Here is a 24,014-nt window from a genome sequence, read left to right as displayed (position 1 = left end):
TAAAATTGGGCCGATCACAGGCACCGCCCTGCCGGATCACCGGCACGGGCGCACCGCCTCCCTTGTCTGTTGCAAGGCTCCGTCTGCCCTGCGCCACCACTGTCTGGAACCACTGTGTCCTACGCCCCTGAAACCCGGCGCCGCCGCACCTTTGCCATCATCTCGCACCCCGATGCGGGCAAGACCACGCTGACCGAAAAGCTGCTGCTGTTCTCGGGAGCCATCCAGATCGCCGGCTCGGTCAAGGCGCGCAAGGCCTCGCGCCACGCCACGTCCGACTGGATGGAGATCGAGAAACAGCGCGGCATCTCGGTGGCGTCCTCGGTGATGCAGATGCAGTACCGGGACCATGTGATCAACCTGCTCGACACCCCCGGCCACAAGGACTTCTCGGAAGACACCTACCGCGTGCTGACCGCGGTGGACTCGGCGCTCATGGTCATCGACGCGGCCAATGGCGTGGAAGCGCAGACGCGGCGCCTGATCGAGGTCTGCCGCCAGCGTGACACCCCCATCATCACCTTCGTCAACAAGATGGACCGCGAGGTGCGTGACCCGCTGGACATCCTGGACGAAGTCGAGCGCGAACTCGGCATGCCCTGCGTGCCCATGACCTGGCCCGTGGGCCAGGGCAAGAGTTTCGGCGGCATCATCAACCTGCGCACCCAGGCCATGACCGTCTTCGAATCGGGCAGTGAGCGCCGCCCGCAGGATTTCGACACCGTGCCGCTGAGTGACCGTGACAACCTTCTGAAACGCTTCGGCTCCGAGTTCGAAGCCGCCGAAGGAAGTATGGAGCTGGCCACCGGCGCCTCGCCCACCTTCGACCGCGAAGCCTTCCTCGCAGGCAAGCAGACCCCGGTGTTCTTCGGCTCCGGCGTCAACAACTTCGGTGTGATGGAGGTGCTGGACGCGCTGGTCGATCTGGCCCCTTCGCCCGGCCCGCGCACCAGTTCGCTGGTGGTCAACAAGCAGACCGTGGTGAAGGAGATGCAGCCCGACGACGACGCCTTCTCCGGCGTGGTGTTCAAGGTGCAGGCCAATATGGACGCCAATCACCGCGACCGCATCGCCTTCGTGCGCGTGTGCTCGGGCAAGTACGCGCCGGGCATGAAACTGAAAGTGCAGCGCTCGGCCAAGGAACTGCGCCCCACCAGCGTGGTGACCTTCATGAGCCAGCGCCGCGAGGCGGTGGAAGAGGCCTACGCCGGCGACATCGTGGGTTTCACCACCCACGGCGGCGTGCAGCTGGGCGACACCATCACCGACGGGTCGATTGCCCTGCAGTACACCGGCCTGCCCTTCTTCGCGCCCGAGCTCTTCATGACCGTGGTGCTCAAGAACCCACTGCGCACCAAACAGCTGCAGCAGGGCCTGGCCCAGCTGGGCGAAGAAGGCGCCATCCAGGTCTTCCGCCCCGAGATGGGCGGCAATATGCTGCTGGGCGCCGTGGGCCAGCTGCAGTTCGAGGTGGTGCAACACCGCCTCAAGGGTGAGTACGACGCCGACGTGCGGCTGGAGGGCTGCCAGTACACCGGCGCGCGCTGGATCACCGCCGACACACCGGCCGAGCTCAAGGCCTTTGTGGATGCCTACCCCACGCGCATGGCGCGCGATGCGGCCGACACCCTGGCCTATCTGTGCACCTCACCGTACGACGTGCGTTTGGCGCAGGAGCGGTTTCCCAAAATCCACTTCCATCCGCTGCGGGAGCATGCGGGCTTGGCACTCCAGAGCGCGGGATAGCACGACGACGCGCGGCGAGGTCGGGGCTTGCCTTTCGTCTCACCGGCCGTTCCGCGCTACACGCCTATCCGCTGCCTCCGGAAAGACGCCTCCAGGCTCAGGATAGGACAACCACCCACCTTGGTAAAGGCATCCGCCACAGCCAGCAGATCACGGTCCCCACTGACCAGCCCCCGCGCCCTTCCCGCCAGCGCGAGCTGCATGAAGGGCAGGTAGTCGGCCAGCAGTTCCTCCTGCACGGTGGCCGCGTTGGCCAGCGGGCGCAGCGTGCCGCTCTGCCAGGCCGCGCGCACCGCGTCGCCGCGCTGGATGCGTACCGGCGTCAGGATGATCTGCCCGTCGCGCACCTGCACGTCCAGGTACTCCGTGGCGCCCACGCCCTGCGTCACGCTCTTGGGCAGGGTGCGCTGGTTCTTGGCAGTGATCTTGGCAAGCAAAGAAAGTAAGGATTCCCTACTTTGGCAAAACAAACCCGGGTTGTCGATTTCTTCAGCGGGCGGCGGCGGCCTCGATCAGCCAGCCCGCGATCGCCTCGCGCGCCACGGTCGGGACCCGCGTGTGACTGGCATCCGGTTGCAGATAGCGCGTGAGAGGCTGGGGCGGGAGGATGGCAAACAGGCCCGGGTTGGCTCGCCGCAAGGCGGGGTAGTCTCCCGTGGGTGCCACATAAAGCACCGGCAGTTGCGCCGGTAGCGCACGCAGTGCGCGTTCCTGGTTCATCACACCCAGGGGATCGAACCAGGCCCAGTAGACGTCGGCACGCGTACGGACCTCGTTCGTGCCCTTGCTGCCTTCGTAGTCGGCAAAGACCTGAACCTCGGCGCCGCGCCCTGCCGCCACGAGCTCACGTGCGCGGGCACGCTGCGCACCGATGTGCTGCTCATACACGGACGCGGCCACATTGCCACCGGGCGCCACCGCGACCACACCAGCCAATGGAAGCCTGGCCCCCAGGTGCAGCGCGTACAGACCGCCCTGGCTGTGCCCGACGAGGAAAAGGCGTGTCGCCCCGGCACGCTGCAAGTCCTCCAGCGCCTGGGTCACCTCGGCCTCGGCCGCCTCTGGCGCCACGTCGTAGCCGCGACGCCCGGACCAGGGCATCTCCAGATTGCGCACCAGCATGCCGCGCGCAGCCAGTCCACTGGCCAGTTCGGTCACCAGCCCATCGGGGCGGCCACCCTTGCCGTGCATGACCACGACCCCGATGCGGCCAGTCTGGGCGGCCACGGACAGGGCCACCGAGGCGAGCGCTGCGATCATCCAGGTTCTGCGTTGCAACATGTCCATCTCCTTCGTGTCGTGGTGCGCCCGTTCACCTCTGGGCCGGGGCCGAGAACCAATCCGCCACCGCGCGCTGAAACCGCGCATGGCCTTTCTGCAGATGCAACATGTGCCCGCCATCGGGCACCACGGTGTATTGCTTGTCCGGATTCGGCAGTGCGCTGAAAAAAGGCAGCAGGCCTTCCAGATCGGCCACGTCGTCGTACTGGCCGTGAATCATCATCGTGGGCACAGTGATCTTGCTCGCATCGATCAGCGGCTGACGCGTCAGCAGGTCCACCTGCGGGCCTGTTGGTGATTTGGTTTCGACCAGGGCCGCCGAACGCGCGAAGGCGTCCATGACCCCCGGGTCGTTGACCTCTTCGGGCGTCATGGAATTGAAACGCAGTTTCCAGCCGGGCTCGGAAATACGGATGTAGGGCGCGCGCTGGAAGGTCGCCAGGCGCGAACGGCGCGCCTCCAGGTCCGGGCTCTTGGCGTGCATCTGCGCATAACTTGCGTAGCGTTGCACCTTCTGCGGCTGCGCCATGACGAACTGGCCGCCGTACTGCGTGCCCCAGGACCAGGCCAGCAGCTGCACCTGCGCCACACCGCGCAACTTGCAGATGAAGTCCACCACGGCGTTCAGGTCGCCGGCGGCCTGCTCCGTCGTGATGTGGCCTTCGGGTTTGGTGGAGCTGCCGAAACCGCGCATGTCGGGAGCGAAGACGTCGAAGCCCCGGCGCGCCAGGAAGTCCATCAGGCTGACCTCGGGATGGCCCGGCACCTTGAGGTCGAAACTCTCGCGGCCGGCCGTGGCCGAGCCGTGGGCCAGCACCACCACCGGCTTGCCTTGCGGGCCGCCCTGGTACTTCTCCCAGACGAAGAGCCGCAACTCGTCCTGCACCACCCAGTGCTGCGTGCCCTGCACCGGCAGTTCTTCCGTTTTCATGCTCGCGTATCCGCTCAAGTAAAGTTGGACAAATTCTCCCTGAAATCCGCCGCATGCTCCCTCTCTTGCAATGGCCTGCCGATGAACGCCACCACATCCACGGCGTGCTGACCGACATCGACGACACGCTGACCACCGAGGGCGCCATCACTGCTGATGCGCTGCAGGCGCTGGCGGACCTGCGCGCCGCCGGCCTGCACGTGGTGCCCGTCACGGGTCGCCCCGTGGGCTGGAGCGTGCCTTTTGCCCAGACCTGGCCCGTGGACGCCATCGTGGCCGAAAACGGCGCCGTGGCCCTGGTGCAGGGGGGTACGCAAAAAATCTACCAGCAGGACAGCGCCACGCGTTTCGCCAATTACGCCCGCCTGCAGCAGGTGGCCCAGCGCGTGCTGCGCGAGGTACCGGGCGCTACGCTGGCGCAGGACAGCCCGGGCCGCGAGACCGATATCGCCATCGACCACAGCGAGTTCACGCAGCTGCCGCCGGAAAAAATCGAGCAGGTGGTGCAGCTCATGCGCAGCGAGGGCCTGCAGGCCACGGTCAGCAGCATCCACATCAACGGCTGGATCGGCGCGCATGACAAGCTGGCCGGCGCGCGCTGGATCGTGCGCGAGCTGCTGAGCCGCGACCTGGATGCCGAGCTCGGGCACTGGGTCTACGTGGGCGACTCCACCAACGACCAGCTGATGTTCCAGCACTTCCCGCACAGCGTGGGCGTGGCCAACATCCGGCGTTTCGAGGCCCAGCTCAGCCACAAGCCGCGTTACATCACCCGCCTGGAGCGGGGCAGCGGTTTTGCCGAAGTCGCGCACGCCCTGCTGCAGCATCTGCCGACCTGAAGCGGCGCCGGGCGCCGGGCTGGGCGCCGCCGTCAATCTACGTATACTGAGACGCGGGAACAGGAGGAGCCCTACTTCCTCCCTCACGGCCGGGGAGGTCGTCGCGTTGATGTCAGCCGTCTTCCACTTCTGTCCAGGCGTGCGCAGCGGACAGCGCCACTCCCTTGTCGTCATGCTGATCGCGCGCAGGCGCCTGCATCGCAAGCCCATGCCATGAACCCCGCCGCCTCTGTACCAGCGCTCACACTGCGCCTTGCCCTGCTGGCCCTCGTGCTTTACGGTCTGGCGGCCCTGCTGTCCATCCGGCTCTCGGCCCAGCCGGGTCAGATCGCCGCCCCCTGGTTTGCCAATCCCATCGGCACCGTGGCCCTGCTGGCGCTGCCGACCAGACGCTGGCTGCCCATGCTGCTGGCCCTGGGCCTGGTCAACCTGCTGGTCAATCTGGGCACCATGCCGGGTGCCTGGCGCTGTGCGCTGCAGACCTGCCTGGAGGCCGCCGCCTTCGTGCCGGGCAATACCGCCGAAATGCTGCTGGCAGCTGTGCTGCTGCGCCACCTGGGCATGAACGCCGACACCCTGCGCCAGCCCGGGCGTTTCGGTCGCGTTCTCGTGCTGGGCGCGTTGCTGCCCACCTTCTGCAGTGCCTTTGCCGGGGCGGCCCTGGTCGCTGCACCGGCACGCCCCTTCGCCGAGGCCTGGACCCAGTGGTTTGCCGGCAGCCTGATCGGCACCGTGGCCGTGCTGCCGCTGACCCTGGCGGTCTGGCTGCACGGTACGGCACCCTTGCGCCGCTCACTGCGCCAGCCCCGCACGCTGGCTTATCTGTCGCTCAGCGCAGCCATCACCCTGCTGGCGATGACCACACTGCCGCGGCCCTTCGTGGTGATGAGCATCGGCCTGGTGCTGGTGGCCACGCAAACCAGCTTCACCGTCACCACCCTGGCCACCCTGGTCAATGCTGTCCTCTTGGCACTGCTGCACACGACGGGCGTGCTGGTCCCGCCGCCCGCCGTCGCCTGGTGGGAACCCGGCCTCTACCAGCTCTCGGTCATCGCCAGCCTGCTGCCCGGCCTGCTGCTGTCGAGTTCGATGGAAGGCCAGACCCAGGCCATGCGGCATCTGCTCGCCAGCGAGCAGCGTTTTCGCTCGCTCTACACGCGCACACCGGCCCTGATGCATTCGATCGACCCGCAGGGCCGAGTCCTCAGCGTCAGCGAACTCTGGCTCCAGACCCTGGGTTACGAAGAACGGGAGGTGCTGGGCCATCACACGACAGAGTTCATGACACCGGAAACGGCGCGTTATGCGCGCGATGTCGTGATCCCGCAGGCCAAGCGCAACGGCCGCTGCGACAACATCGAATACCAGATGCGCACGCGCGACGGCCGCGTGCTGGACGTGCTGCTCTCGGCCATCTGGCTCTACGACAAGGAAGGCCAGCCCCTGCACAGCCTGGCCGTGCTGCAGGACGTGACAGAGAAAAAGCGCCTGCAGGCCCTGAGCTACTACGCGGCCCACGACCCGCTGACCGGACTGCCCAACCGCGTGCTGCTGCAGGACCGGCTGGAACGCAGTTGCGTGCAGCACGCGCGGCACGGCACGCGTTTTGCCATCGGCTTCCTGGATCTGGACCACTTCAAGGAGGTCAACGACACCTACGGTCACGACGCAGGCGACCTGCTGCTCAAGCGCGTGGCGCGCCGCCTGCTGGCGGCGTTGCGCGCCTCGGACACGGTGTGCCGCCTGGCGGGCGACGAGTTCATCCTGCTGTTCGCCGACGTGGAGCACAGCGAGGACCTCGCCCCGCTGGTGCAGAAGATCCTGGCCAGCGTGGCCCAGCCCTACCGCCTGGGAGAGGGGCAGGAGTCCCCGGTCGTCAACGTGGCCGCCAGCATGGGCCTGGCTCTTTTCCCCGAGCATGGCCAGGATCCCCAGACCCTGATGAGCCATGCGGACAAGGCCATGTATGCGGTCAAACGTGGCGGCCGCGGCCGTTACGGGTTCTACCGCCCCGACGATCCATCGGCCTGAGCCGGCCGCCAGGCCGAACCCCGTTCAGCGGGACACGACCTTCAGGTTCACCGCATCGGCGCGTGCCATCACGCCACCGGCGTCGGTGGTACTGGCCAGCTCCAGGCGCAGGGTGTAGTCATCGGCGGGCGGATTGAGCCAGACCTCCGTCTGCCCTGCGGTGAAATTCATCACCTCGGGCTTGCGGCCGGGGCGCTCCATCAACAAGCGGAAATGGCCGGTATCAGGCGCCTTGGCCCCGACGTGGGAGATGTTGTAACCACTGGCGTGGAACTGGACCCGAAAGGGCGGACGCACCGTCGTGCTGTCGGCCGGGCTCATGATCTCGATGCGCGCAGGGCCCAGCAGGCTGGCGGGCGTCACACCCGCGTTCTGCTTGCCGATGGTCAGGGTCAGGGGCTTGCTGTAGACGAAAAAGGGTATGTGCCCCTGGTCGGCCAGCAGCATGCGCAGTTCGTACTTGCCCGGCGGCAGGTTCAGCACCGTCTCCATCTGCCCCTTGCCGAAGTGGATGTATTTCTCGGTGAAAGGCAGCGGCTGCTTGAAATCCAGCGGCAGGGGCTGGTTCACCAGCAGGTGGTGGTGCCCGGCACGGCCCGCCGTCTTGCCCGCCGGCACGATGCCGCGCATGGACAGGCCAAAACGCACCACCAGCGGCGCCTCCTTCACGTCCCCGTCCTTGAGGTTGGTGAAATAGGACTCGGCCGTGCGCGTGCTCGGCAAGGTCACCCAGGGATGCGGCACAAGCTCGGGGGCCTCGCCGGCCGGGGCCGCCCCCTGGGCTGCGACCGTACTGGCGAACAGCAGGGCCGCGAGGGCCGGAAACAACAAGCAGGGCGTCTTGGTTGGCATACGGTCTTCTACAAGAGTGACCGTTGAGGCTAACAGGAAGTCTTGACTTACGTCAAAGTAAGGGCTTGCGCCTCAGAATGGGGCACCTGCGTTCCGCCGGCCTTTTGTGATCAACGGCGCGCCAGCACGGGCCCCAGCGCCTGCCCCGTGTGCGTGCCCAGCCGCACCACCTCTTCGGGCGTCGCCGCGGCCACGATGCAGCCGCCTTCCTTGCCGCCCTCGGGGCCCAGGTCCAGCACCCAGTCGGCTTCGGCGATCACGTCGAGGTCATGCTCGATCACCACCACGCTGTGGCCGCCGTCCACCAGGCGGTGCAGTACGCGGATCAGCTTGTCCACGTCGGCCATGTGCAGGCCCACGGTGGGCTCGTCCAGCACGTAGAGCGTGTGCGGCGCCTTCTGGCCGCGCCGGCCCACCTCGTCACGCACCTTGGAAAGTTCCGTCACCAGCTTGATGCGCTGGGCCTCACCACCGGAAAGTGTGGGCGAGGGCTGGCCCAGGGTCAGGTAACCCAGGCCCACGTCTTTCAGTAACTGCAAGGGGTGTGCGATGCTGGGCATGGCAGCGAAGAAATCCACCGCCTCGTCCACTTCCATCTGCAGCACGTCGCCGATGCTCTTGCCCCGCCAGGTGACCGCCAGCGTTTCCGGATTGAAACGCGCACCCTTGCAGCTCTCGCACAGCACCTTCACGTCGGGCAGGAAGCTCATCTCGATGGTGCGCACACCCTGGCCCTCACACGTCGGACAACGCCCTTCGCCGGTGTTGAAGCTGAAACGCCCGGCCGCGTAACCGCGGGCCTTGGCTTCCAGGGTTTCGGCAAACAGCTTGCGGATGGTGTCCCAGAAACCGATGTAGGTGGCAGGACAACTGCGCGGCGTCTTGCCGATGGGCGTCTGGTCCACTTCAAGCACGCGGTCCACGGCCTCAAAGCCGCTGACGCCCTCACAACCGCTCCAGTCCACGCCACGCGCCAGCGCGTCGCGCCCGGCCTTGGTGGCGCGCTTGGTCACGACGGCCGCCACATTGGCCAGCAGCACGTCACGCGCCAGCGTGGACTTGCCCGAGCCGCTGACCCCGGTCACAGCCACCAGGCGCTTGAGCGGCACTTTCGCCGTCACGTGCTGCAGGTTGTGCAGCTGCGCACCGTGCACGGTGAGCCACAGCTGATCCTGCGCCAGCACATCGCGGCGCGGCTGCAGCGGGTGTTTCATGGCGTGCAGCAGGTAACGGCCGGTCTGCGAGTCGCTCGCATCGGTCACGTCCTTCACCGTGCCCTCAGCCACCAGCCGGCCGCCACGTTTGCCGGCGCTGGGGCCGATGTCGATGATGTGGTCGGCCCGGCGGATGGTGTCCTCGTCATGCTCCACCACCACCAGGGTGTTGCCCTGGTCGCTCAGGCGCTGCAGCGCGCCCAGCAGGATCTGGTTGTCGCGCGCGTGCAGGCCGATGGTGGGTTCGTCCAGCACGTAACACACGCCCTGCAGATTGCTGCCCAGCTGCGCGGCCAGGCGGATGCGCTGCGCCTCGCCACCGGACAGCGTGGGCGCGCCACGGTCCAGCGTGAGGTAACCCAGGCCCACCTGCTCCAGGAACTCCAGACGGCTCCTGATCTCGGGAATCAGGTCACGCGCGATATCGCCTTCGCGCTGGGTCAGACGGCCGATCACCTGCAGGGTCTCGACCCAGGCCCGCACATCGCTCACGCTCAGGCGTGCGATCTCGGTGATGCCCACGCCGCTGAACTTCACGGCGCGGGCCGTGGCGTTCAGGCGTGTGCCCTCGCAGCTCGGGCAGGCCGCATCGGCCACGTCTTCCACCTCGGGTTCGGCAAAGGTCTGTTCGCGGCCTTTTTCCTTGTCGTCGCGCACCGAATCGTCCAGCAGCTTGCGCTGCTCCTTGCTGAGTTTGACGCCCGTGCCCACACAATCCGGGCACCAGCCGTGTTTGCTGTTGTAGGAGAACAGGCGCGGGTCCAGCTCGGCATAGGAGGTGGCGCAGACCGGGCACGCGCGCCGCGTGGAAAACACCTGCAGCGAGCCGATGCCGGCCGTGGCGGCGCCGCTTTTCATGGCCTCGGCCAGGCCGGCCAGGTTGCTGAGCACATGCAGCACGCCCTTGCCGTGCTCCAGCGCCGTGGTCAAGGCCAGGCGCAGCGCGGCCTCGTGCTCCGGCTCAACCTTCAGGCTGGCCACCGGCAGCTCGATGGTGTGCTCCTTGAAGCGGTCGATGCGCGGGAAGCCCGTGGTGGGCAGAAAGTTGCCGTCCACCCGCAGGTGCGTGTAGCCGCGTGGACGGGCCCACTCGGCCAGCTCGGTGTAGACACCCTTGCGGTTCATCACCAGCGGCGCCAGCAGACCAACCTCCTGGCCGCGGAACTGCTTCATGAGCTGGGCCAGGATGCTGTCGGGTGTCTGCGGCGCCACCGCGGCGCCGTCATGGATGCAATGCTGCACGCCGAGCTTCACGAACAGCAGGCGCAGGAAATGCCAGACCTCGGTGGTGGTGCCCACCGTGGACTTGCGGCCGCCGCGGCTGAGGCGCTGCTCGATCGCCACCGTGGGCGGGATGCCGTAGACCGCGTCCACCTCCGGCCGGCCGGCCGGCTGCACGATGCTGCGCGCATAGGCGTTGAGCGATTCGAGGTAACGGCGTTGCCCTTCGTTGAACAGGATGTCGAAGGCCAGGGTGGACTTGCCCGAGCCGCTGACGCCGGTGATGACGTTGAACTTGCCGCGCGGGATGTTGACCGTGAGCGACTTGAGGTTGTGTTCCTTGGCGTTGACGATCTGGATCGCGTCCGGTGCGTCCGACTTCTTGCGCACCGGCTTGTGGCCGGGCGTGAAGGCCTGCGGGATGAAGCGGGCCGCGCCCTCGTGTGCCTCGTGCACCTCACCCATGGCCAGGGCGTACTCGCGCAGGGCGCGGCCGGTGTGGCTGCTGGGGTGCAGTCGCACCTCCTCGGGTGTGCCCACGGCCACCAGCTCGCCGCCGGCGTCACCCCCTTCGGGGCCGAGATCGATCAACCAGTCGCTGGCGCGCATCACGTCCAGGTTGTGCTCGATGATCAGCAGGGAATGGCCGGCGTCGAGCAGCTTGCGCAGGGCGCGCATGAGCTTGGCGATGTCATCGAAATGCAGGCCCGTGGTGGGCTCGTCGAAGAGGAAGAGCGTGCCCTTCCTGCCCACCACCTGCCGGCTGGCCGTGGCGCTTTTGGCGGCCTCGGCCAGGAAACCCGCGAGCTTGAGACGCTGGGCCTCGCCGCCACTGAGCGTAGGCACGGGCTGGCCCAGGCGCACGTACTCCAGCCCCACGTCCACGATGGGTTGCAGGGCGCGGATCACATCGCGGTCGTTGGCGAACAGTCCGGCCGCCTCGCTGACGGTGAGCTCCAGCACGTCGGCCACGTTGAGCAGGCGACCGCCACGCTCCACGGTGATCTCCAGGATCTCGGGCCGGTAACGTTTGCCATCGCAATCCGGGCAGCGCAGGTAGACGTCGCTGAGGAACTGCATCTCCACGTGCTCGAAACCCGAGCCGCCGCAGGTGGGGCAGCGGCCGTCGCCGCTGTTGGCGCTGAACTTGGCCGCGGTGTAGCTGCGCTGGCGCGACAGGGGCGCATTGGCGTAGATCTCGCGGATGGCGTCCCAGGCGCCCACATAACTCACAGGGTTGGAGCGGGCCGTCTTGCCGATGGGCGACTGGTCGACAAACACCACGTCGGCCAGCTGCTCGGCGCCCAGCAGGCGCTCATGCAGGCCCGGCGTCTCCGTGGCGCGGCCGAAATGGCGCATCAAGGCCGGGGCCAGCACGTCCTGGATCAGCGTGGACTTGCCCGAGCCCGAAACCCCGGTGACGCAGACCAGGCGGCCCAGCGGGATGTCGATGGAGATGTTCTTGAGGTTGTGCTCGCGTGCACCTTCGAGGATGAGGCGCGGCGTGTTCTCGGCCACCATGCGCTTGAAACCCATGCCGACCTGCTTGCGCGCGCCCAGGTAGGCGCCGGTCAGGGTGTCGGCATTGCGCAGGTCGTCGGTGCTGCCGTCGAAGACGATCTGGCCGCCGCGCTCACCCGGGCCGGGGCCCATGTCGATCATGCGGTCGGCCGCGAACATCACGGCCGGGTCGTGCTCGACCACCACCAGGGTGTTGCCGGCGTCGCGCAGGCGGTGCATGGCCTCGATGATGCGGTGCATGTCGCGCGGGTGCAGGCCGATGCTGGGCTCGTCCAGCACGAACAGGGTGTTGACCAGCGAGGTGCCCAGCGCCGTGGTGAGGTTGATGCGCTGCACCTCCCCACCCGACAGCGTGCGGCTCTGGCGGTCCAGCGTGAGGTAACCGATGCCCACGTCACACAGGTACTTCAGGCGCGTGGTGATTTCCTCGAACAGCAGCTTCAGGGCCTGGGCTTCGCCCTCGGCATGGGTCGAGGCGGTGATTTCGCTTTGCTGGAAGCCGTCGAAGAAGCGGCGCAAGCGGTCCAGCGGCAAGAGCATCAGGTCGTGCAGGCACAGACCCGGCAGGGCCTCCAGCTGGGCGCGGCTCCACTGGGTGCCGGCCGGCAGGAAGCGCTTGGCCGGCTCCAGCACGGCGTCGGCGTCGGCCTTGCTGCCGATGCGCCAGAGCAGGCTCTCGGTCTTGAGGCGGGCACCATTGCAGGTCTCGCAAGGGGTGTAGCTGCGGTACTTGGACAGCAGCACCCGGATGTGCATCTTGTAGGACTTGGTTTCCAGGTACTCGAAGAAACGCTTGATGCCGTACCACTGCTGGTTCCACTTGCCTTTCCAGTTGGGCGAGCCGTAGATGACCCAGTCCTTCTGCTCCTGGGTCAGCTTGTACCAGGGGGTGTCACGCGGGATGCCGGCCGCCTCGGCATGGCGCATCAGGTCGTCCTGGCACTCGGCCCAGGCGGGGGTCTGGATGGTCTTGATGGCGCCGGCGCGCAGGGTGAGCTTGTCGTTCGGGATGACCAGGCCGTAGTCCACCCCGATCACGCGGCCGAAACCGCGGCAGACCTCGCAGGCGCCGACGGCCGAGTTGAAGGAGAACATGGAGGGGATGGGGTCGGCGTAGCGCAGGTCGCTGTCCGGGTTGTGCAGGCCGGTGGAAAACCTCCAGATCTCCGGTTCCCCCTCGTCGACCAGGCGGTAGACATTCAAGCGCCCGCTGCCGCGCTTGAGCGCCACCTCGATGGCCTCGATCACACGGGCGCTTTCCGCGCTGGAGAGGCGGAATCGATCCGCGACGACGTCCAGCATTTTTCTCGGGCCGGCCGGCGTGGCCGCCTCCCGCTCGGCCTGGACCTTGGTGAAGCCGCTGGCTGACAGCCACTGCTCGATTTCTTCCCGGCTGGTATTGCCAGGCAACTCCACCGGAAAGGTCAGCACCAGGCGCGGATCGCCGGCCTCTGCGGCACGTTTGCGCAGCTCGGCATAGATGCTGTCGGCGCTGTCGTGCCGCACGGCCTGGGCCGTCTGGCGGTCGAAGAGCTGGGCCGCGCGTGCATAGAGCAACTTGAGGTGGTCGTTGAGCTCGGTCATCGTGCCGACCGTGGAGCGCGAGGAGCGCACCGGGTTGGTCTGGTCGATGGCAATGGCCGGGGGCACCCCCTCCACCTTGTCCACCGCCGGCTTGTCCATGCGGTCGAGGAACTGGCGGGCGTAGGCACTGAAAGTCTCGACGTAACGCCGCTGGCCCTCGGCGTAGAGCGTGTCGAACACCAGGCTGGATTTGCCCGAACCGCTGGGGCCGGTGACCACCGTCAGTTCCCCGGTGCGGATGTCCAGATCGAGGTTCTTGAGGTTGTGCTGGCGTGCGCCGCGGATGCGGATCGTTCCCTGGGTCATGACTGCTGTCTTTCGGTATGGCCCGAACATTCTAGGCAGGCCCTCTTACCCCAGCATGACCGCGGGGCTTGCCAAGGGGCCCGCTTCCGCTAGACTAGGCTCACTGATCCTCCAAAACGAGAGGTCCACGGAGACAAGATGCGAAACTTCAAAGTATTGGGCACCGTCCTGCTGACCCTGGCCGCGACGGCCAGCCAGGCCCAGATCCTCATCGGCCAGACGGCCGGTTTCTCTGGCGCGGTGGCCGCCGGCGTGAAGGAAACCACCGACGGCGCCAAACTCTACATTGATGCCGTCAATGCCAAGGGGGGCATTGCGGGCCAGAAGATCGAACTGATCTCGCTTGACGACAAGTTCGACCCGAAGCTGGCGGCGGAGAACGCCCGCAAGCTCATCGAGGAGCAGAACGTGGTGGCGCTGTTCCTCAACCGTGGCACGCCGCACTCCGAAGCCATCATCCCCCTGCTGGACAAGCACGGCATTCCCCTGATTGCCCCCTCCACGGGCGCCATGAGCCTGCACCAGCCCGTGAAAAAGCACGTCTTCAACGTCCGTGCCACCTACCAGCGTGAAGCCGAGAAGGCCGTGACCCATCTGTCCACCATCGGCATCACCAAGATCGCCCTGGTGCACGTGGACGACAGCTTCGGCCTGGACGGCCTGGCCGGTGCGCAAAAGGGCATGGCCACGGCCAAGCTCACCCCGGTTGTGCTCGAAAAGTTCGACCGCAGCAAGCCGGACTTCAGCAAGATCGGCCCCGCAGTCACCCAATCGGGCGCCCAGGCCGTGCTGCTGATCGCTTCGGGCTCGGCCGTGGTCGATGGCATCAAGGCCATCCGCGCTGCCGGCAGCGCCGCCCAGGTGGTGACCCTGTCCAATAACGCCTCCGGTGGTTTCATCAAGAGCCTGGGCGAGAATGCGCGCGGCGTCATCGTCTCGCAGGTGTTCCCCCAGTCGATTTCCTACGCTCTGGTCAAGGAAGCACAGGACATGGCACGCGCCAAGGGGGCGGCCGACGTCAGCCCGGCCATGCTCGAAGGTTATGCCGCGGCCAAGGTGCTGGTGGAAGCCCTGCGACGCGCCGGTCCCAAACCCACCCGCGACCGTATCCAGGCGGCCCTGGAAGGCCTGAGCAAGTTCGATCTCGGCGGCCTGGAAGTGAACTTCAGCCCCCAGGACCATACGGGTCTGGACTTTGCAGACCTGTCCATCATCACCTCCGACGGCCGTTTCCGGCGCTAAGAGTCCCCCTAAGCCAGCAGGGCTTGCTCCAGCGACCGGCAAGCCTCATGGCCCACAGCGGCCTGGATCTTCGGAAGCAGCGCCAGCAAGTCCTCGTACCCCGAGGCCCCCTCGACCGCCAGGTTCAGCTTGAAGCCCCGCAGGCCCAGCGAAGCCGTGAGCCGGGTGGCCAGCGGATAGGCCTCGGCATAACGCTCCTGTGGCGTGCGCGCGCTGCGGGCCGTGGCGGCAGCCGTGGCCGCTTCAGCCGCGGCGACCGCTGCCGCATCCGCCACCAGGAAACCTTGCGCCACCATGTGCGCCACATCGGCCGGCGTCACGCCGAGACCGGCCGTGGCCGCCAGCACCTGCTCCAGCGTCTTGACCCCATCGAACAGGATGAAAGCCGAACGCTGCCGGGCCGACAGCGCCGGCGAGCGCTCCTTGAAGGCTTGCTGCCCAACGTCTGTTTTTGAGTAGTTCATGTTTTGGAGTGGCTATGCATGCCACTTTGTCTCCTCTGCACCGGCTTACCTGGCGGCGCTGGCTGCCGGCGCGGGGGCCGATGCAGCTGCGGACGGGGCAGGAGCCGGCGCCTCGGGGGCGTGCACGGCATCGGCGCCATGCTTTTCGCCACCCATGTCGAGCTGGTCACCGCCCTTGATGATGACGAACAGGGCCAGGGCGGCGAAGACGATGAAACCGATGATGATTTTCCACATGATGTGTGTCCTTGAAAGAAAAGGCCCTCGCCAGAGGAGAGGGCCACAGTGTCCGACCCGCCCTGGCAGGCCGGGTCGGGAGGGACGCGAAGTACGCTGGCTTCAGTCGTTGGCGTAGATGTCCACGTCCTTGGTTTCCTTGACGAAGATCATGCCGATGACGAAGGTCATGCCGGCGATGATGATCGGGTACCAGAGGCCGTTGTACATATTGCCGGTCTGCGCCACGATGGCGAAGGCGGTGGTGGGCAGCAGGCCGCCGAACCAGCCGTTGCCGATGTGATACGGCAGCGACATGGAGGTGTAGCGGATGCGGGTCGGGAACATTTCCACCAGCATGGCGGCGATCGGGCCGTAGACCATGGTGACCAGGATCACCAGGTAGGTCAGGATGGCGATGACCATGACCTTGTCGACCTTGGCCATGTCGGCCTTGGCCGGGTAGCCGTGCTCCTTGAGCGCGTCGGCCACGGCCTTCTTGAACTCGGCGTCCTTGGCCTTGGCTTCGTCGGCCGGAATGCCCTTGGCGGTGTAGCCGGTGATGACGGTCTCGCCAATCTTGATGGAGGCAGGCGTACCAGTGGCACCCACGGCGTTCTCGTAGCTCACCGAAGCGCCGGCCAGCACCTGCTTGGCGATGTCGCAGGAGCTGGTGAACTTGGCGGTACCGGTCGGGTTGAACTGGAACGAGCACTCGTTGGGGTCAGCCGTCACGACGACCTTGCTCGACTGCTGGGCCTTGTACAGGTCGGGGTTGGCAGCCTTGGTCAGCGCCTCGAAGACCGGGAAGTAGGTCAGCACGGCCAGCAGGCAGCCGGCCATGATGATGGGCTTGCGGCCGATCTTGTCGGACAGGGAGCCGAACAGGATGAAGAAGGGCGTGCCGATCAGCAGCGAGATGGCCACGTAGATGTTGGCGGCAGCACCGTCCACCTTGAGCGCCTGGGTCAGGAAGAACAGGGCGTAGAACTGGCCCGAGTACCAGACCACGGCCTGGCCGGCGGTCAGGCCGATCAGCGCCAGGATCACGATCTTCAGGTTCTTCCACTGGCCGAAAGACTCGGACAGCGGAGCCTTGGAGGTCTTGCCTTCAGCCTTCATCTTGGCGAAAGCCGGCGACTCGTTCATGGACAGACGGATCCAGACGGAGATGGCCAGCAGCAGGATGGAGACGATGAAGGGAACACGCCAGCCCCAGTCGGCGAAGGCCACTTCACCGATCAGGGTACGGGTGCCCAGAATCACCATCAGGCTCAGGAACAGGCCCAGCGTGGCCGTGGTCTGGATCCAGGAGGTGTAGGCGCCGCGCTTGCCGTGCGGCGAGTGCTCGGCCACGTAGGTGGCGGCACCACCGTACTCACCACCCAGCGCCAGGCCTTGCAGCAGGCGCAGGGCGATCAGGATGATGGGGGCGGCCACGCCGATGGTGGCGTAGTTCGGCAGGATGCCCACGATGAAGGTGGACAGGCCCATGATCAGGATGGTGACCAGGAAGGTGTACTTGCGGCCGATCATGTCGCCCAGGCGGCCGAAGAAGATGGCACCGAAGGGACGCACGATGAAGCCCGCGGCGAAAGCCAGCAGCGCGAAGATGAAGGCCGAGCCGGCATCCAGTCCGCTGAAGAACTGCTTGGCGATGATGGCCGCCAGCGAACCGTAGAGATAGAAGTCGTACCACTCGAAAACGGTACCCAGGGAAGAGGCGAAGATCACCTTCTTCTCTTCCGGCGTCATCGGCCGTGCGGCCTGTGCAGTTGCCATGTTGTGTCTCCAATATAGGCAATCCCCCGGTCGGGGAATCTGGCCTGATTGTTGGAGACAGCACTGACCCAGCTCTGACGCGAAACCAACGTGGGCTGACGCCGGCCTGAACGCAGGCTGACGAATTAGGTAGTAACCCGCGGATTTTCTTTCACCTGCCGGGAAACGCTGCGTGCCCCGGACTCAGGCGTCAGGTACCGCCGTCTGGGCCCACCAGCCCGGCCCGTCGAACCAGGCATCGCTTTCGAGGTAACGACGCAGCATGGGCAGGCTGTCCAGGCCCCAGAACATGCGGTCATCGACCACGAAAGACGGCACACCGAAGACGCCGGCAGCCACGGCCGCGTCGGTGTTGGCACGCAGGCGGGCCTTGACGGCCTCGTCGTCGGCTTGGAGCGGCGGTGCCAGCTGCTCGCGCAAGGACTGCAGGCGCGCGGGGTCGTTGGCGTCCAGTCCGCCATGCCAGACATGGCCCAACAGGGTCTCGCAGACATAACGGTTGGGGTCGCCGCCGTTGGCCGCCGCAATCGCCAGGCGCAGCAGGGGCAGCGGGTTGAAGGGGTGCACGGCCGGCATCTGCAGCGTGACGCCCTGCTGCTGACCCAACCACATCACATGCCGATAGGTCCACTCGCGTTTGGCCGGCACCTCGGCCGGTCCCAGCAGCTTGTGGTGCCGCAGCATGGCGCCCAGCAGCACCGGCCGGTAGCTGACGGAGTAGCTCAGGCCCATCAGCGCCTCGGGCAGCTTCTCGAAAGCCAGGTGCGTGTAGGGCGAGATGAAGTCCAGGTAGAAGGTGATCTGCTTCACGGGTTCACTCCTTGCGCCGTGGCGCGTGCCTCGATGCGGGCCCAGATGGTGCGCTTGCCCGCGTCATCCAGGGTGGACCAGGCAGCGATCTCGTCCAGCGTGCGCAGGCAGCCCTTGCACAAACCCGTGGCCGCTTCCATGCGGCAGACTGAGATGCAGGGTGAGGGCAGGTTACAGGCCTGCGCCTGCGCCGCCACTGCCTTCTCGGCCAGCCATTCCATCGCGCTCAGACCCGCTTGTTCAGCAAGGCCGTCGCGGCACGCGAATTGGGCTTGCGCTGCAGGAAGTCGCTGATGTACTGGCCGGCATCGACCAGCTTGTCCAGATCGATGCCGGTCTCGATGCCCATGCCGCGCAGCATGTAGACCACGTCTTCGGTGGCTACGTTGCCCGTGGCGCCTTTGGCATAGGGACAGCCGCCCAGGCCGGCCACGGAGGACTGGAAATTCCAGACGCCCATTTCCAGCGCGGCGTAGGTGTTGGCCAGCGCCTGACCATAGGTGTCGTGGAAGTGGCCCGAGACGTCATGGAGATCGTAGTGCTTGAGCGCCGCTTCCATGGCGCGCCGGGTCTTGAGCGGCGTGGCCGCACCGATGGTGTCCGCCACGTCCACCCGCTGCACGCCGATCTGCTTCATCAGCCGTGCCACCAACTCCACCCGCTCGGGCGCCACGTCGCCTTCGTAGGGACAGGCCATGGCGCATGAGATGGCGCCGCGCACCTGGATGCCGGCGGCCCGCGCAGCAGCGACCACCGGGGCGAAACGCTCGATGCTCTCGGCGATCGAGCAGTTGATGTTCTTCTGGCTGAAGAGTTCGCTGGCCGCGCCGAAGACCACGATCTCGTCCGGCTTCGAGAGCACCGCCGCCTCGTAACCCTTCATGTTCGGCACCAGCACCGAATAGCGCACCCCCGCCTGGCGCGTGATGCCGGCCATGACCTCGGCGTTGTCGGCCATCTGCGGCACCCACTTCGGCGACACGAAACTGGTGACCTCAATCTCCGTCAGGCCGGCGTCCTGCAGGCGCTGCACCAGCCCGATCTTGACGGCCGCCGGCACCGGCTGCTTCTCGTTCTGCAGGCCGTCGCGCGGACCGACATCGACCAGTTGGACGCGGGTGGGAAGACTCATGTCAATAACCTTTCGAGGGATCGACGATACCAGCGATGGATTCCCCACGCGCCAGCCGGGCGATCTTGCTGGCGATCTGCGCCACGCTCTCGTCACGCAGGGTGCGCGCCGCCGTGTGCGGTGTCATCGTGATCTTCGGATGACGCCAGAACGGGTGGCCGGCCGGCAGCGGCTCCTGGCGGAACACGTCCAGCGCGGCACCCGCCAGGTGGCCGCTGTCGATCAGCGGGATCAGGTCTTCCTCCACCAGATGCGCGCCGCGCGCCACGTTGATCACGTAGCCGCCGGGCTGCAACAGTGACAGCGTCTCGCGGTTCATGATGCCGCGGGTCTCTTCGGTCAGTGGCAGCAGGCAGACCAGCACCTTGGTCTCGGCCAGGAATTCGGCAAACTGCGCCTCACCCGCGTAGCAGCGCACGCCATGCAGTTCCTTCGGGGCACGGCTCCAGCCGCGCACCGGGAACTCGAAGGCCTGCACCGCGCGCGCCACACGCTGGCCCAGCACGCCCAGGCCCATGATGCCCACGGGGAAGTCCTCGCGCAGGCGGGGCTTGCGGAAAGACCACTTCCCGCCTGCCACGTCAGTCGCGTAAATGTCGAACTCGCGGAAGTGGCGGATCAGGGCGTGCACCACGTACTCCGCCATCTGCACCGACATGCCGGCATCGTCCAGCCGCACCAGCTTCGTCGTCGCGGGCAGTTTGAGCTGCGTGAGCGCATCGACACCGGCGCCGATATTGAACAGGGCCTTGATCTGCGGCTGCTCGTCCAGGAAAGCTTGCGGCGGCGCCCAGACCACCGCGTAGTCGGCCGGGCCGGCGCCGGGCGCCCAGACCTCGATCTCGGCCTGCGGCAGCGCGGTGCGCAGCGCGGCCAGCCAGGGTTCGGCCTTGAAGTCGGTGCAGCAGAAATAAATCTTCATGACGGCGAGCTTAAGGGCACAAACGCAAAGGCCAGGTCACATGGCTGACAACTTCAACAGTTCCGCGCCCTCGCCCACCTGGTCGCCCGGCGCATACAGCAGCTCGGCCACCACCCCCGCGGCGGGTGCCGCGATGGTGTGTTCCATCTTCATGGCCTCCATCACGGCCAGCACCTGGCCCTTGGAGACGGTGTCACCCGCCTTGACAGCGAAGGACACGACCTTGCCTGGCATGGGCGCCGTCAGGCGGCCGCCTTCGGCCTGCGCCTCGCCGGCATGGGCCAGTGCGTCGAGCACGGTGATCTGGGTGGCGCCCTGGGGCATGAACACATGGGCCACCTCGCCACTGCGCAACACCTGCGCAAGCACACGCAGGCCAGCGTAGTGCAGGACGATGTCGTCGCCATGGCGCTTGAACTGCAGCGTGGCCCCCGCCTCTTCCACCCGCAGCTGCAAGGCGCCGTCGTGCAGATAGGTCAGCACCGCCGTGTGCTGCTCGCCATGAAACGCCAGGTCGAAGTAGCGCTGCGTCAGGCCGTGCGAACGCCAGCCGTCGCGCCGCGCCCAGGGATCAACCCAGCCCACCGAGGGTGCGGTGCCCTGCTCCTGCAGCAGCGTGTGCGCCACCACGGCCGCGGCGGCCAGGGGCAGGCCCACCTTTTCCTGCTCGAACAGCACGGCCGCCTCGCGCACGATCAGCGCGGTGTCCAGGTCGGCCTGGGCGAAGGAGCGGCTGCCCACCACATGGCGCAGGAACTGCACATTGGTCTGCAGGCCCACGATCCGCGTGGCGGCCAGCGCGGCGTCGAGCCGGGCCAGGGCCTGCTCGCGCGTGTCGCCGTGCACGATGAGCTTGGCGACCATGGAGTCATAGAACGGACTGATGGCGTCACCTTCACGCACACCGGAGTCCACGCGCACATCGGCCCGCTCGAACGTGCTGCATGCCGGCAAGGCATAGACCTGCAGCATGCCCGTGGCCGGCAGGAAATGCCTGTCCGGATTCTCGGCGCAGATGCGCGCCTCGATGGCGTGGCCCTGGATCTTGATCTGCTCCTGCTTGAGCGGCAGCGGCTGACCCGCGGCCACGCGCAGCTGCCATTCCACCAGGTCCAGCCCGGTGATGGCCTCGGTCACCGGGTGCTCGACCTGCAGGCGGGTGTTCATCTCCATGAAGAAGAAGCTCATCCGGCCTTCGCGCTGCTCGACGATGAACTCCACCGTACCCGCGCCCACGTAGTTGACGGCGCGCGCCGCGGCCACTGCGGCCTGGCCCATCTGCTGCCGCAGTTCGGGTGTCATGCCGGGCGCCGGCGCCTCCTCCAGCACCTTCTGGTGACGGCGCTGCACCGAACAGTCGCGTTCGAACAGGTAGACACAGTTGCCCTGCGTATCGCCGAAGACCTGGATCTCGATATGGCGCGGGCGCAGCACGTATTTCTCGATCAGCACCGCCGCATCGCCAAAGCTGTTGATGGCCTCGCGCTGGCAGGAGGCCAGCGAGCTCTCGAAATCCTCGCGTTTTTCCACCACGCGCATGCCCTTGCCGCCACCGCCGGCACTGGCCTTGATCAGCACCGGGTAGCCGATGCGGTCGGCCTCGTGCTGCAAGAGCCTGGTGTCCTGGTCGGCACCGTGGTACCCCGGCACCAGCGGCACGCCGGCTTTTTCCATCAGGCGTTTGGATTCGGCTTTCAGGCCCATGGCCTGGATGGCCGCGGCCGGCGGGCCGATGAAGACCAGCCCGGCTTTCGCACAGGCCTGGGCAAAGGCCTCGTTCTCGCTGAGAAAGCCATAACCCGGGTGGATGGCCTGCGCACCGGTGGCCTGCGCCGCCTCGATGATGCGTTCCCAGCGCAGATAACTCTCGGCCGGCGCGCTGCCGCCGATGTGCACGGCCTCGTCGCAGACGGCCACGTGCTTGGCGTTGGCATCGGCATCGGAATAGACGGCCACGGTCTGGATGCCCAGGCGGCGTGCGGTCGCGGCCACGCGGCAGGCGATCTCCCCGCGATTGGCAATCAATATCTTCTTAAACATACTTCACCTTTCCCAGGTCCAGGTAAGCGGCCGCGGCGGCCGCGGTTGGGTGGTCGAGTCGCGGCACATGGCCCAGCAGCGGGGCGGAAATGCGCGCGGCGATCGCTTCGATATTGCCGTCCATGTGGGCCATGGCCGGGTCCACGGTGTTGGCTACCCAGCCGGCCAGCTTGAGCCCGCGCGAGGCAATGGCCTCGGCGGTCAGCAGGGCATGGTTGATGCAACCCAGGCGCAAGCCCACGACCAGCACCACGGGCAGACCCAGTTGGCGGGCCAGGTCCGAGGTGTCGTAACCATGGGTCAGCGGCACGCGCCAGCCGCCCACCCCCTCGACCACCACGGCCTCGGCCTGGGTGCGCACCTGCTCGTAGCTGGCGATGATGCGGCGCGGCTCGATCAGCACGCACTCCAGCGCCGCCGCGATATGGGGCGCCGCCGGCGTGCGCAGCAGGTAGGGGGTGGTCAGTTCGCGCGGCAGCTTCAGGGGCGCTGCGTCATAGAGCTGGTCCACGTCCTCGTTAGACCAGACGCCATCACGCAGTTCGGCGCCGGCCGCCAGGGGTTTCATGCCGGCGGCGCGCACCCCCGCCTGTCCGAGGGCATACAGCAGGGCGCTGCTGATGAGGGTCTTGCCGATCTCGGTGTCGGTACCCGTGACGAAGCAGGAAAAAGCCTTCATGGTTTCAGGCCTCCTGCGCCAGTTGCCCCAACGCCGCCAGTAGCCGCGCCACATCGTCGTGGGTGTGGGCCGCCGACAGCGTGAAACGCAGGCGCGCGGTGCCCACCGGCACGGTGGGGGCGCGGATGGCCGACACCCAGAGGCCCTGGGCTTCCAGCGCCTGCGCCGCCGCCATCACCTCGGCATTGCCGCCGATGATCAACGGCTGGATGGGCGTGGCCGAGGCCAGGTGCTTCCAGTCCGCGCGCACCGGCATACCGGCCAACTGGTGCTGCAACAACTCCAGCTGGGCGCGGCGCTGCTGTCCTTCGCGGCTGTCGATGATGTTGATGCTGGTCAGCAGCGCATGAGCCAGGGCCGGCGCAGCGGCGGTCGTGTAGATATAGGGCCGCGCGCGCTGCACCAGCCAGTCGATCACGGTTTCATGCGCGGCCACGAAGGCACCGCTGACACCGGCAGCCTTGCCCAGCGTGCCCATGTAGACCAGCTGGGGTGAGCGCAGTTTGAAATGCTCCAGCGCGCCACGGCCATGCTCACCCAGCACGCCAAAGCCGTGGGCATCGTCCACCACCAGCCAGGCGCCAAATCGTTCGCACAGGGCCAGCAGAGCGGGCAGCGGGGCGATGTCGCCGTCCATGCTGAAGACACTGTCGGTGACCACGATCTTCGTCTTGGCCGTGCTGGTCGACAGCGCGGCCTCCAGCGCGGCCACGTCGCAGTGCGGATAGACCGTGATCTTGGCGCGCGCCAGGCGCGTGCCGTCGATGATGGAGGCGTGGTTCAGTGCATCGGAAAAGATCTCGGCCTCGCCCGGTGTGGCCGCCGCCAGGGCCGTCAGCACCGCCAGATTGGCCATGTAGCCGGTGCTCAGGTACAGCGCACGCGCCTGCTCCAGATGCGGTGCCTCGAAGGCGGCCAGACGTTCTTCCAGTTCCTCATGGGCTTTGGAGTGCCCGCTGACCAGGTGCGAGGCGCCGCTGCCGGCGCCATAGAGGCTCACACCCTCCTGCAGCGCCGCGGCGATGCGTGCATCAGCCGCCAGGCCCAGGTAATCATTGCTGTTGAAACTCAGTACGCGCTGGCCGTCCAGCATGAGGTTCGGGGCACAGGCGGTTTCTGTCGTGCGGCGGCGGCGGCGCAGACCCTGCGTATCGAGTTGTTCAATCTGCTCTTGCAGCGTTGTGATCGGAGCAAAGCTCAT

Annotated in this window: 19 protein-coding genes; 4 read left to right on the top strand and 15 right to left on the bottom strand. The window is 66.8% G+C overall.

Features of this window, described 5'->3' with window-relative positions; translation table 11 throughout:
- The first annotated feature begins 114 nt into the window (after window positions 1–114).
- Window positions 115–1,746: a peptide chain release factor 3 gene (locus tag AO057_RS05610; RefSeq protein WP_057674698.1), complete on the top strand. Its 1,632-nt coding sequence runs from the start codon at window positions 115–117 to the stop codon at window positions 1,744–1,746.
- Window positions 1,747–1,802: 56 nt separating this feature from the next.
- Here AO057_RS05610 and AO057_RS18070 read toward each other — a convergent pair whose 3' ends face one another.
- Genes AO057_RS18070 through AO057_RS05595 form a run of 3 tightly spaced genes read right to left on the bottom strand, consistent with a single transcriptional unit; the run spans window position 1,803 to window position 3,958 of the window.
- Window positions 1,803–2,183, bottom strand: coding sequence for a hypothetical protein (locus AO057_RS18070; protein ID WP_205629999.1), 381 nt, complete (start codon window positions 2,181–2,183; stop codon window positions 1,803–1,805).
- Window positions 2,184–2,235: 52 nt separating this feature from the next.
- The gene (locus AO057_RS05600; RefSeq protein WP_168163352.1) at window positions 2,236–3,027 is read right to left on the bottom strand and encodes an alpha/beta hydrolase; all 792 of its coding nucleotides are present in this window, start codon (window positions 3,025–3,027) and stop codon (window positions 2,236–2,238) included.
- 31 nt (window positions 3,028–3,058) lie between these two features.
- Window positions 3,059–3,958: an alpha/beta hydrolase gene (locus tag AO057_RS05595; RefSeq protein ID WP_057674696.1), complete on the bottom strand. Its 900-nt coding sequence runs from the start codon at window positions 3,956–3,958 to the stop codon at window positions 3,059–3,061.
- 53 nt (window positions 3,959–4,011) lie between these two features.
- Here AO057_RS05595 and AO057_RS05590 point away from each other — a divergent pair, with 53 nt between their 5' ends.
- A complete protein-coding gene (locus AO057_RS05590) occupies window positions 4,012–4,797 on the top strand; it encodes an HAD-IIB family hydrolase (protein ID WP_057674695.1) in 786 nt (261 codons plus the stop codon).
- A 213-nt stretch (window positions 4,798–5,010) separates the two neighbouring features.
- On the top strand, window positions 5,011–6,828 hold the full coding sequence (locus tag AO057_RS05585) for a sensor domain-containing diguanylate cyclase (RefSeq protein ID WP_057674694.1): 1,818 nt from the start codon (window positions 5,011–5,013) through the stop codon (window positions 6,826–6,828).
- Window positions 6,829–6,852: 24 nt separating this feature from the next.
- Here AO057_RS05585 and AO057_RS05580 read toward each other — a convergent pair whose 3' ends face one another.
- Together AO057_RS05580 and uvrA are read right to left on the bottom strand one after the other, a co-directional pair.
- Window positions 6,853–7,680: a DUF4399 domain-containing protein gene (locus AO057_RS05580; protein WP_057674693.1), complete on the bottom strand. Its 828-nt coding sequence runs from the start codon at window positions 7,678–7,680 to the stop codon at window positions 6,853–6,855.
- A gap of 110 nt (window positions 7,681–7,790) precedes the next feature.
- A complete protein-coding gene (gene uvrA, locus AO057_RS05575) occupies window positions 7,791–13,526 on the bottom strand; it encodes an excinuclease ABC subunit UvrA (RefSeq protein WP_057674692.1) in 5,736 nt (1,911 codons plus the stop codon).
- 138 nt (window positions 13,527–13,664) lie between these two features.
- Between uvrA and AO057_RS05570 the strand changes: the two genes are divergently transcribed.
- Window positions 13,665–14,768, top strand: a complete 1,104-nt coding sequence (locus AO057_RS05570) for an ABC transporter substrate-binding protein (RefSeq protein WP_057674691.1) — start codon at window positions 13,665–13,667, stop codon at window positions 14,766–14,768.
- A gap of 8 nt (window positions 14,769–14,776) precedes the next feature.
- On the opposite strand, the gene AO057_RS05565 is transcribed toward AO057_RS05570, so the two are convergent.
- From AO057_RS05565 to bioF, 10 genes are all read right to left on the bottom strand, one after another.
- The gene (locus AO057_RS05565; protein WP_057674690.1) at window positions 14,777–15,232 is read right to left on the bottom strand and encodes a hypothetical protein; all 456 of its coding nucleotides are present in this window, start codon (window positions 15,230–15,232) and stop codon (window positions 14,777–14,779) included.
- A gap of 45 nt (window positions 15,233–15,277) precedes the next feature.
- On the bottom strand, window positions 15,278–15,469 hold the full coding sequence (locus tag AO057_RS05560) for a hypothetical protein (RefSeq protein ID WP_057674689.1): 192 nt from the start codon (window positions 15,467–15,469) through the stop codon (window positions 15,278–15,280).
- Window positions 15,470–15,571: 102 nt separating this feature from the next.
- The gene (locus AO057_RS05555) at window positions 15,572–17,230 is read right to left on the bottom strand and encodes an MFS transporter (protein WP_057674688.1); all 1,659 of its coding nucleotides are present in this window, start codon (window positions 17,228–17,230) and stop codon (window positions 15,572–15,574) included.
- Between the two features lie 183 nt (window positions 17,231–17,413).
- A complete protein-coding gene (locus AO057_RS05550; RefSeq protein ID WP_057674687.1) occupies window positions 17,414–18,040 on the bottom strand; it encodes a 2-hydroxychromene-2-carboxylate isomerase in 627 nt (208 codons plus the stop codon).
- On the bottom strand, window positions 18,037–18,261 hold the full coding sequence (locus AO057_RS05545; RefSeq protein WP_057674686.1) for a DUF1289 domain-containing protein: 225 nt from the start codon (window positions 18,259–18,261) through the stop codon (window positions 18,037–18,039). Before AO057_RS05545 ends, AO057_RS05550 begins: the two co-directional genes overlap by 4 nt.
- A gap of 5 nt (window positions 18,262–18,266) precedes the next feature.
- Window positions 18,267–19,172, bottom strand: a complete 906-nt coding sequence (locus AO057_RS05540; RefSeq protein WP_205629998.1) for a hydroxymethylglutaryl-CoA lyase — start codon at window positions 19,170–19,172, stop codon at window positions 18,267–18,269.
- 1 nt (window position 19,173) lies between these two features.
- Window positions 19,174–20,094: a 2-hydroxyacid dehydrogenase gene (locus AO057_RS05535; protein WP_057674685.1), complete on the bottom strand. Its 921-nt coding sequence runs from the start codon at window positions 20,092–20,094 to the stop codon at window positions 19,174–19,176.
- Window positions 20,095–20,130: 36 nt separating this feature from the next.
- A complete protein-coding gene (locus AO057_RS05530) occupies window positions 20,131–22,134 on the bottom strand; it encodes an acetyl/propionyl/methylcrotonyl-CoA carboxylase subunit alpha (RefSeq protein ID WP_057674684.1) in 2,004 nt (667 codons plus the stop codon).
- Complete coding sequence (bioD, locus tag AO057_RS05525; protein WP_057674683.1) at window positions 22,127–22,813, bottom strand: dethiobiotin synthase; 687 nt, start codon at window positions 22,811–22,813, stop codon at window positions 22,127–22,129. The genes AO057_RS05530 and bioD overlap by 8 nt, the downstream gene beginning before the upstream one ends.
- A 4-nt stretch (window positions 22,814–22,817) precedes the next feature.
- Entirely contained in the window at window positions 22,818–24,014 is a 1,197-nt protein-coding gene (gene bioF / locus AO057_RS05520) for an 8-amino-7-oxononanoate synthase (protein WP_057674682.1), read from the bottom strand.

This window comes from Curvibacter sp. PAE-UM, assembly GCF_001432305.1.
Taxonomy (GTDB): Bacteria; Pseudomonadota; Gammaproteobacteria; order Burkholderiales; family Burkholderiaceae_C; genus Hylemonella.
The sequence above is the reverse complement of the archived record's forward strand: the minus strand, read 5'-3'. Positions and strand labels throughout refer to the sequence as shown.

Excerpts from the sequence above, each read along its gene's own strand:
- bioF (WP_057674682.1), bottom strand. The coding sequence starts at position 24,014 with ATGAGCTTTGCTCCGATCACAACGCTGCAAGAGCAGATTGAACAACTC.
- uvrA (WP_057674692.1), bottom strand. The coding sequence starts at position 13,526 with ATGACCCAGGGAACGATCCGCATCCGCGGCGCACGCCAGCACAACCTC.
- AO057_RS05555 (WP_057674688.1), bottom strand. The coding sequence starts at position 17,230 with ATGGCAACTGCACAGGCCGCACGGCCGATGACGCCGGAAGAGAAGAAG.
- AO057_RS05585 (WP_057674694.1), top strand. The coding sequence starts at position 5,011 with ATGAACCCCGCCGCCTCTGTACCAGCGCTCACACTGCGCCTTGCCCTG.
- AO057_RS05560 (WP_057674689.1), bottom strand. The coding sequence starts at position 15,469 with ATGTGGAAAATCATCATCGGTTTCATCGTCTTCGCCGCCCTGGCCCTG.
- AO057_RS05590 (WP_057674695.1), top strand. The coding sequence starts at position 4,012 with ATGCTCCCTCTCTTGCAATGGCCTGCCGATGAACGCCACCACATCCAC.
- AO057_RS05600 (WP_168163352.1), bottom strand. The coding sequence starts at position 3,027 with ATGTTGCAACGCAGAACCTGGATGATCGCAGCGCTCGCCTCGGTGGCC.
- AO057_RS05545 (WP_057674686.1), bottom strand. The coding sequence starts at position 18,261 with ATGGAATGGCTGGCCGAGAAGGCAGTGGCGGCGCAGGCGCAGGCCTGT.
- AO057_RS05580 (WP_057674693.1), bottom strand. The coding sequence starts at position 7,680 with ATGCCAACCAAGACGCCCTGCTTGTTGTTTCCGGCCCTCGCGGCCCTG.
- AO057_RS05530 (WP_057674684.1), bottom strand. The coding sequence starts at position 22,134 with ATGTTTAAGAAGATATTGATTGCCAATCGCGGGGAGATCGCCTGCCGC.
- bioD (WP_057674683.1), bottom strand. The coding sequence starts at position 22,813 with ATGAAGGCTTTTTCCTGCTTCGTCACGGGTACCGACACCGAGATCGGC.
- AO057_RS05535 (WP_057674685.1), bottom strand. The coding sequence starts at position 20,094 with ATGAAGATTTATTTCTGCTGCACCGACTTCAAGGCCGAACCCTGGCTG.
- AO057_RS05570 (WP_057674691.1), top strand. The coding sequence starts at position 13,665 with ATGCGAAACTTCAAAGTATTGGGCACCGTCCTGCTGACCCTGGCCGCG.
- AO057_RS05595 (WP_057674696.1), bottom strand. The coding sequence starts at position 3,958 with ATGAAAACGGAAGAACTGCCGGTGCAGGGCACGCAGCACTGGGTGGTG.
- AO057_RS05540 (WP_205629998.1), bottom strand. The coding sequence starts at position 19,172 with ATGAGTCTTCCCACCCGCGTCCAACTGGTCGATGTCGGTCCGCGCGAC.
- AO057_RS05565 (WP_057674690.1), bottom strand. The coding sequence starts at position 15,232 with ATGAACTACTCAAAAACAGACGTTGGGCAGCAAGCCTTCAAGGAGCGC.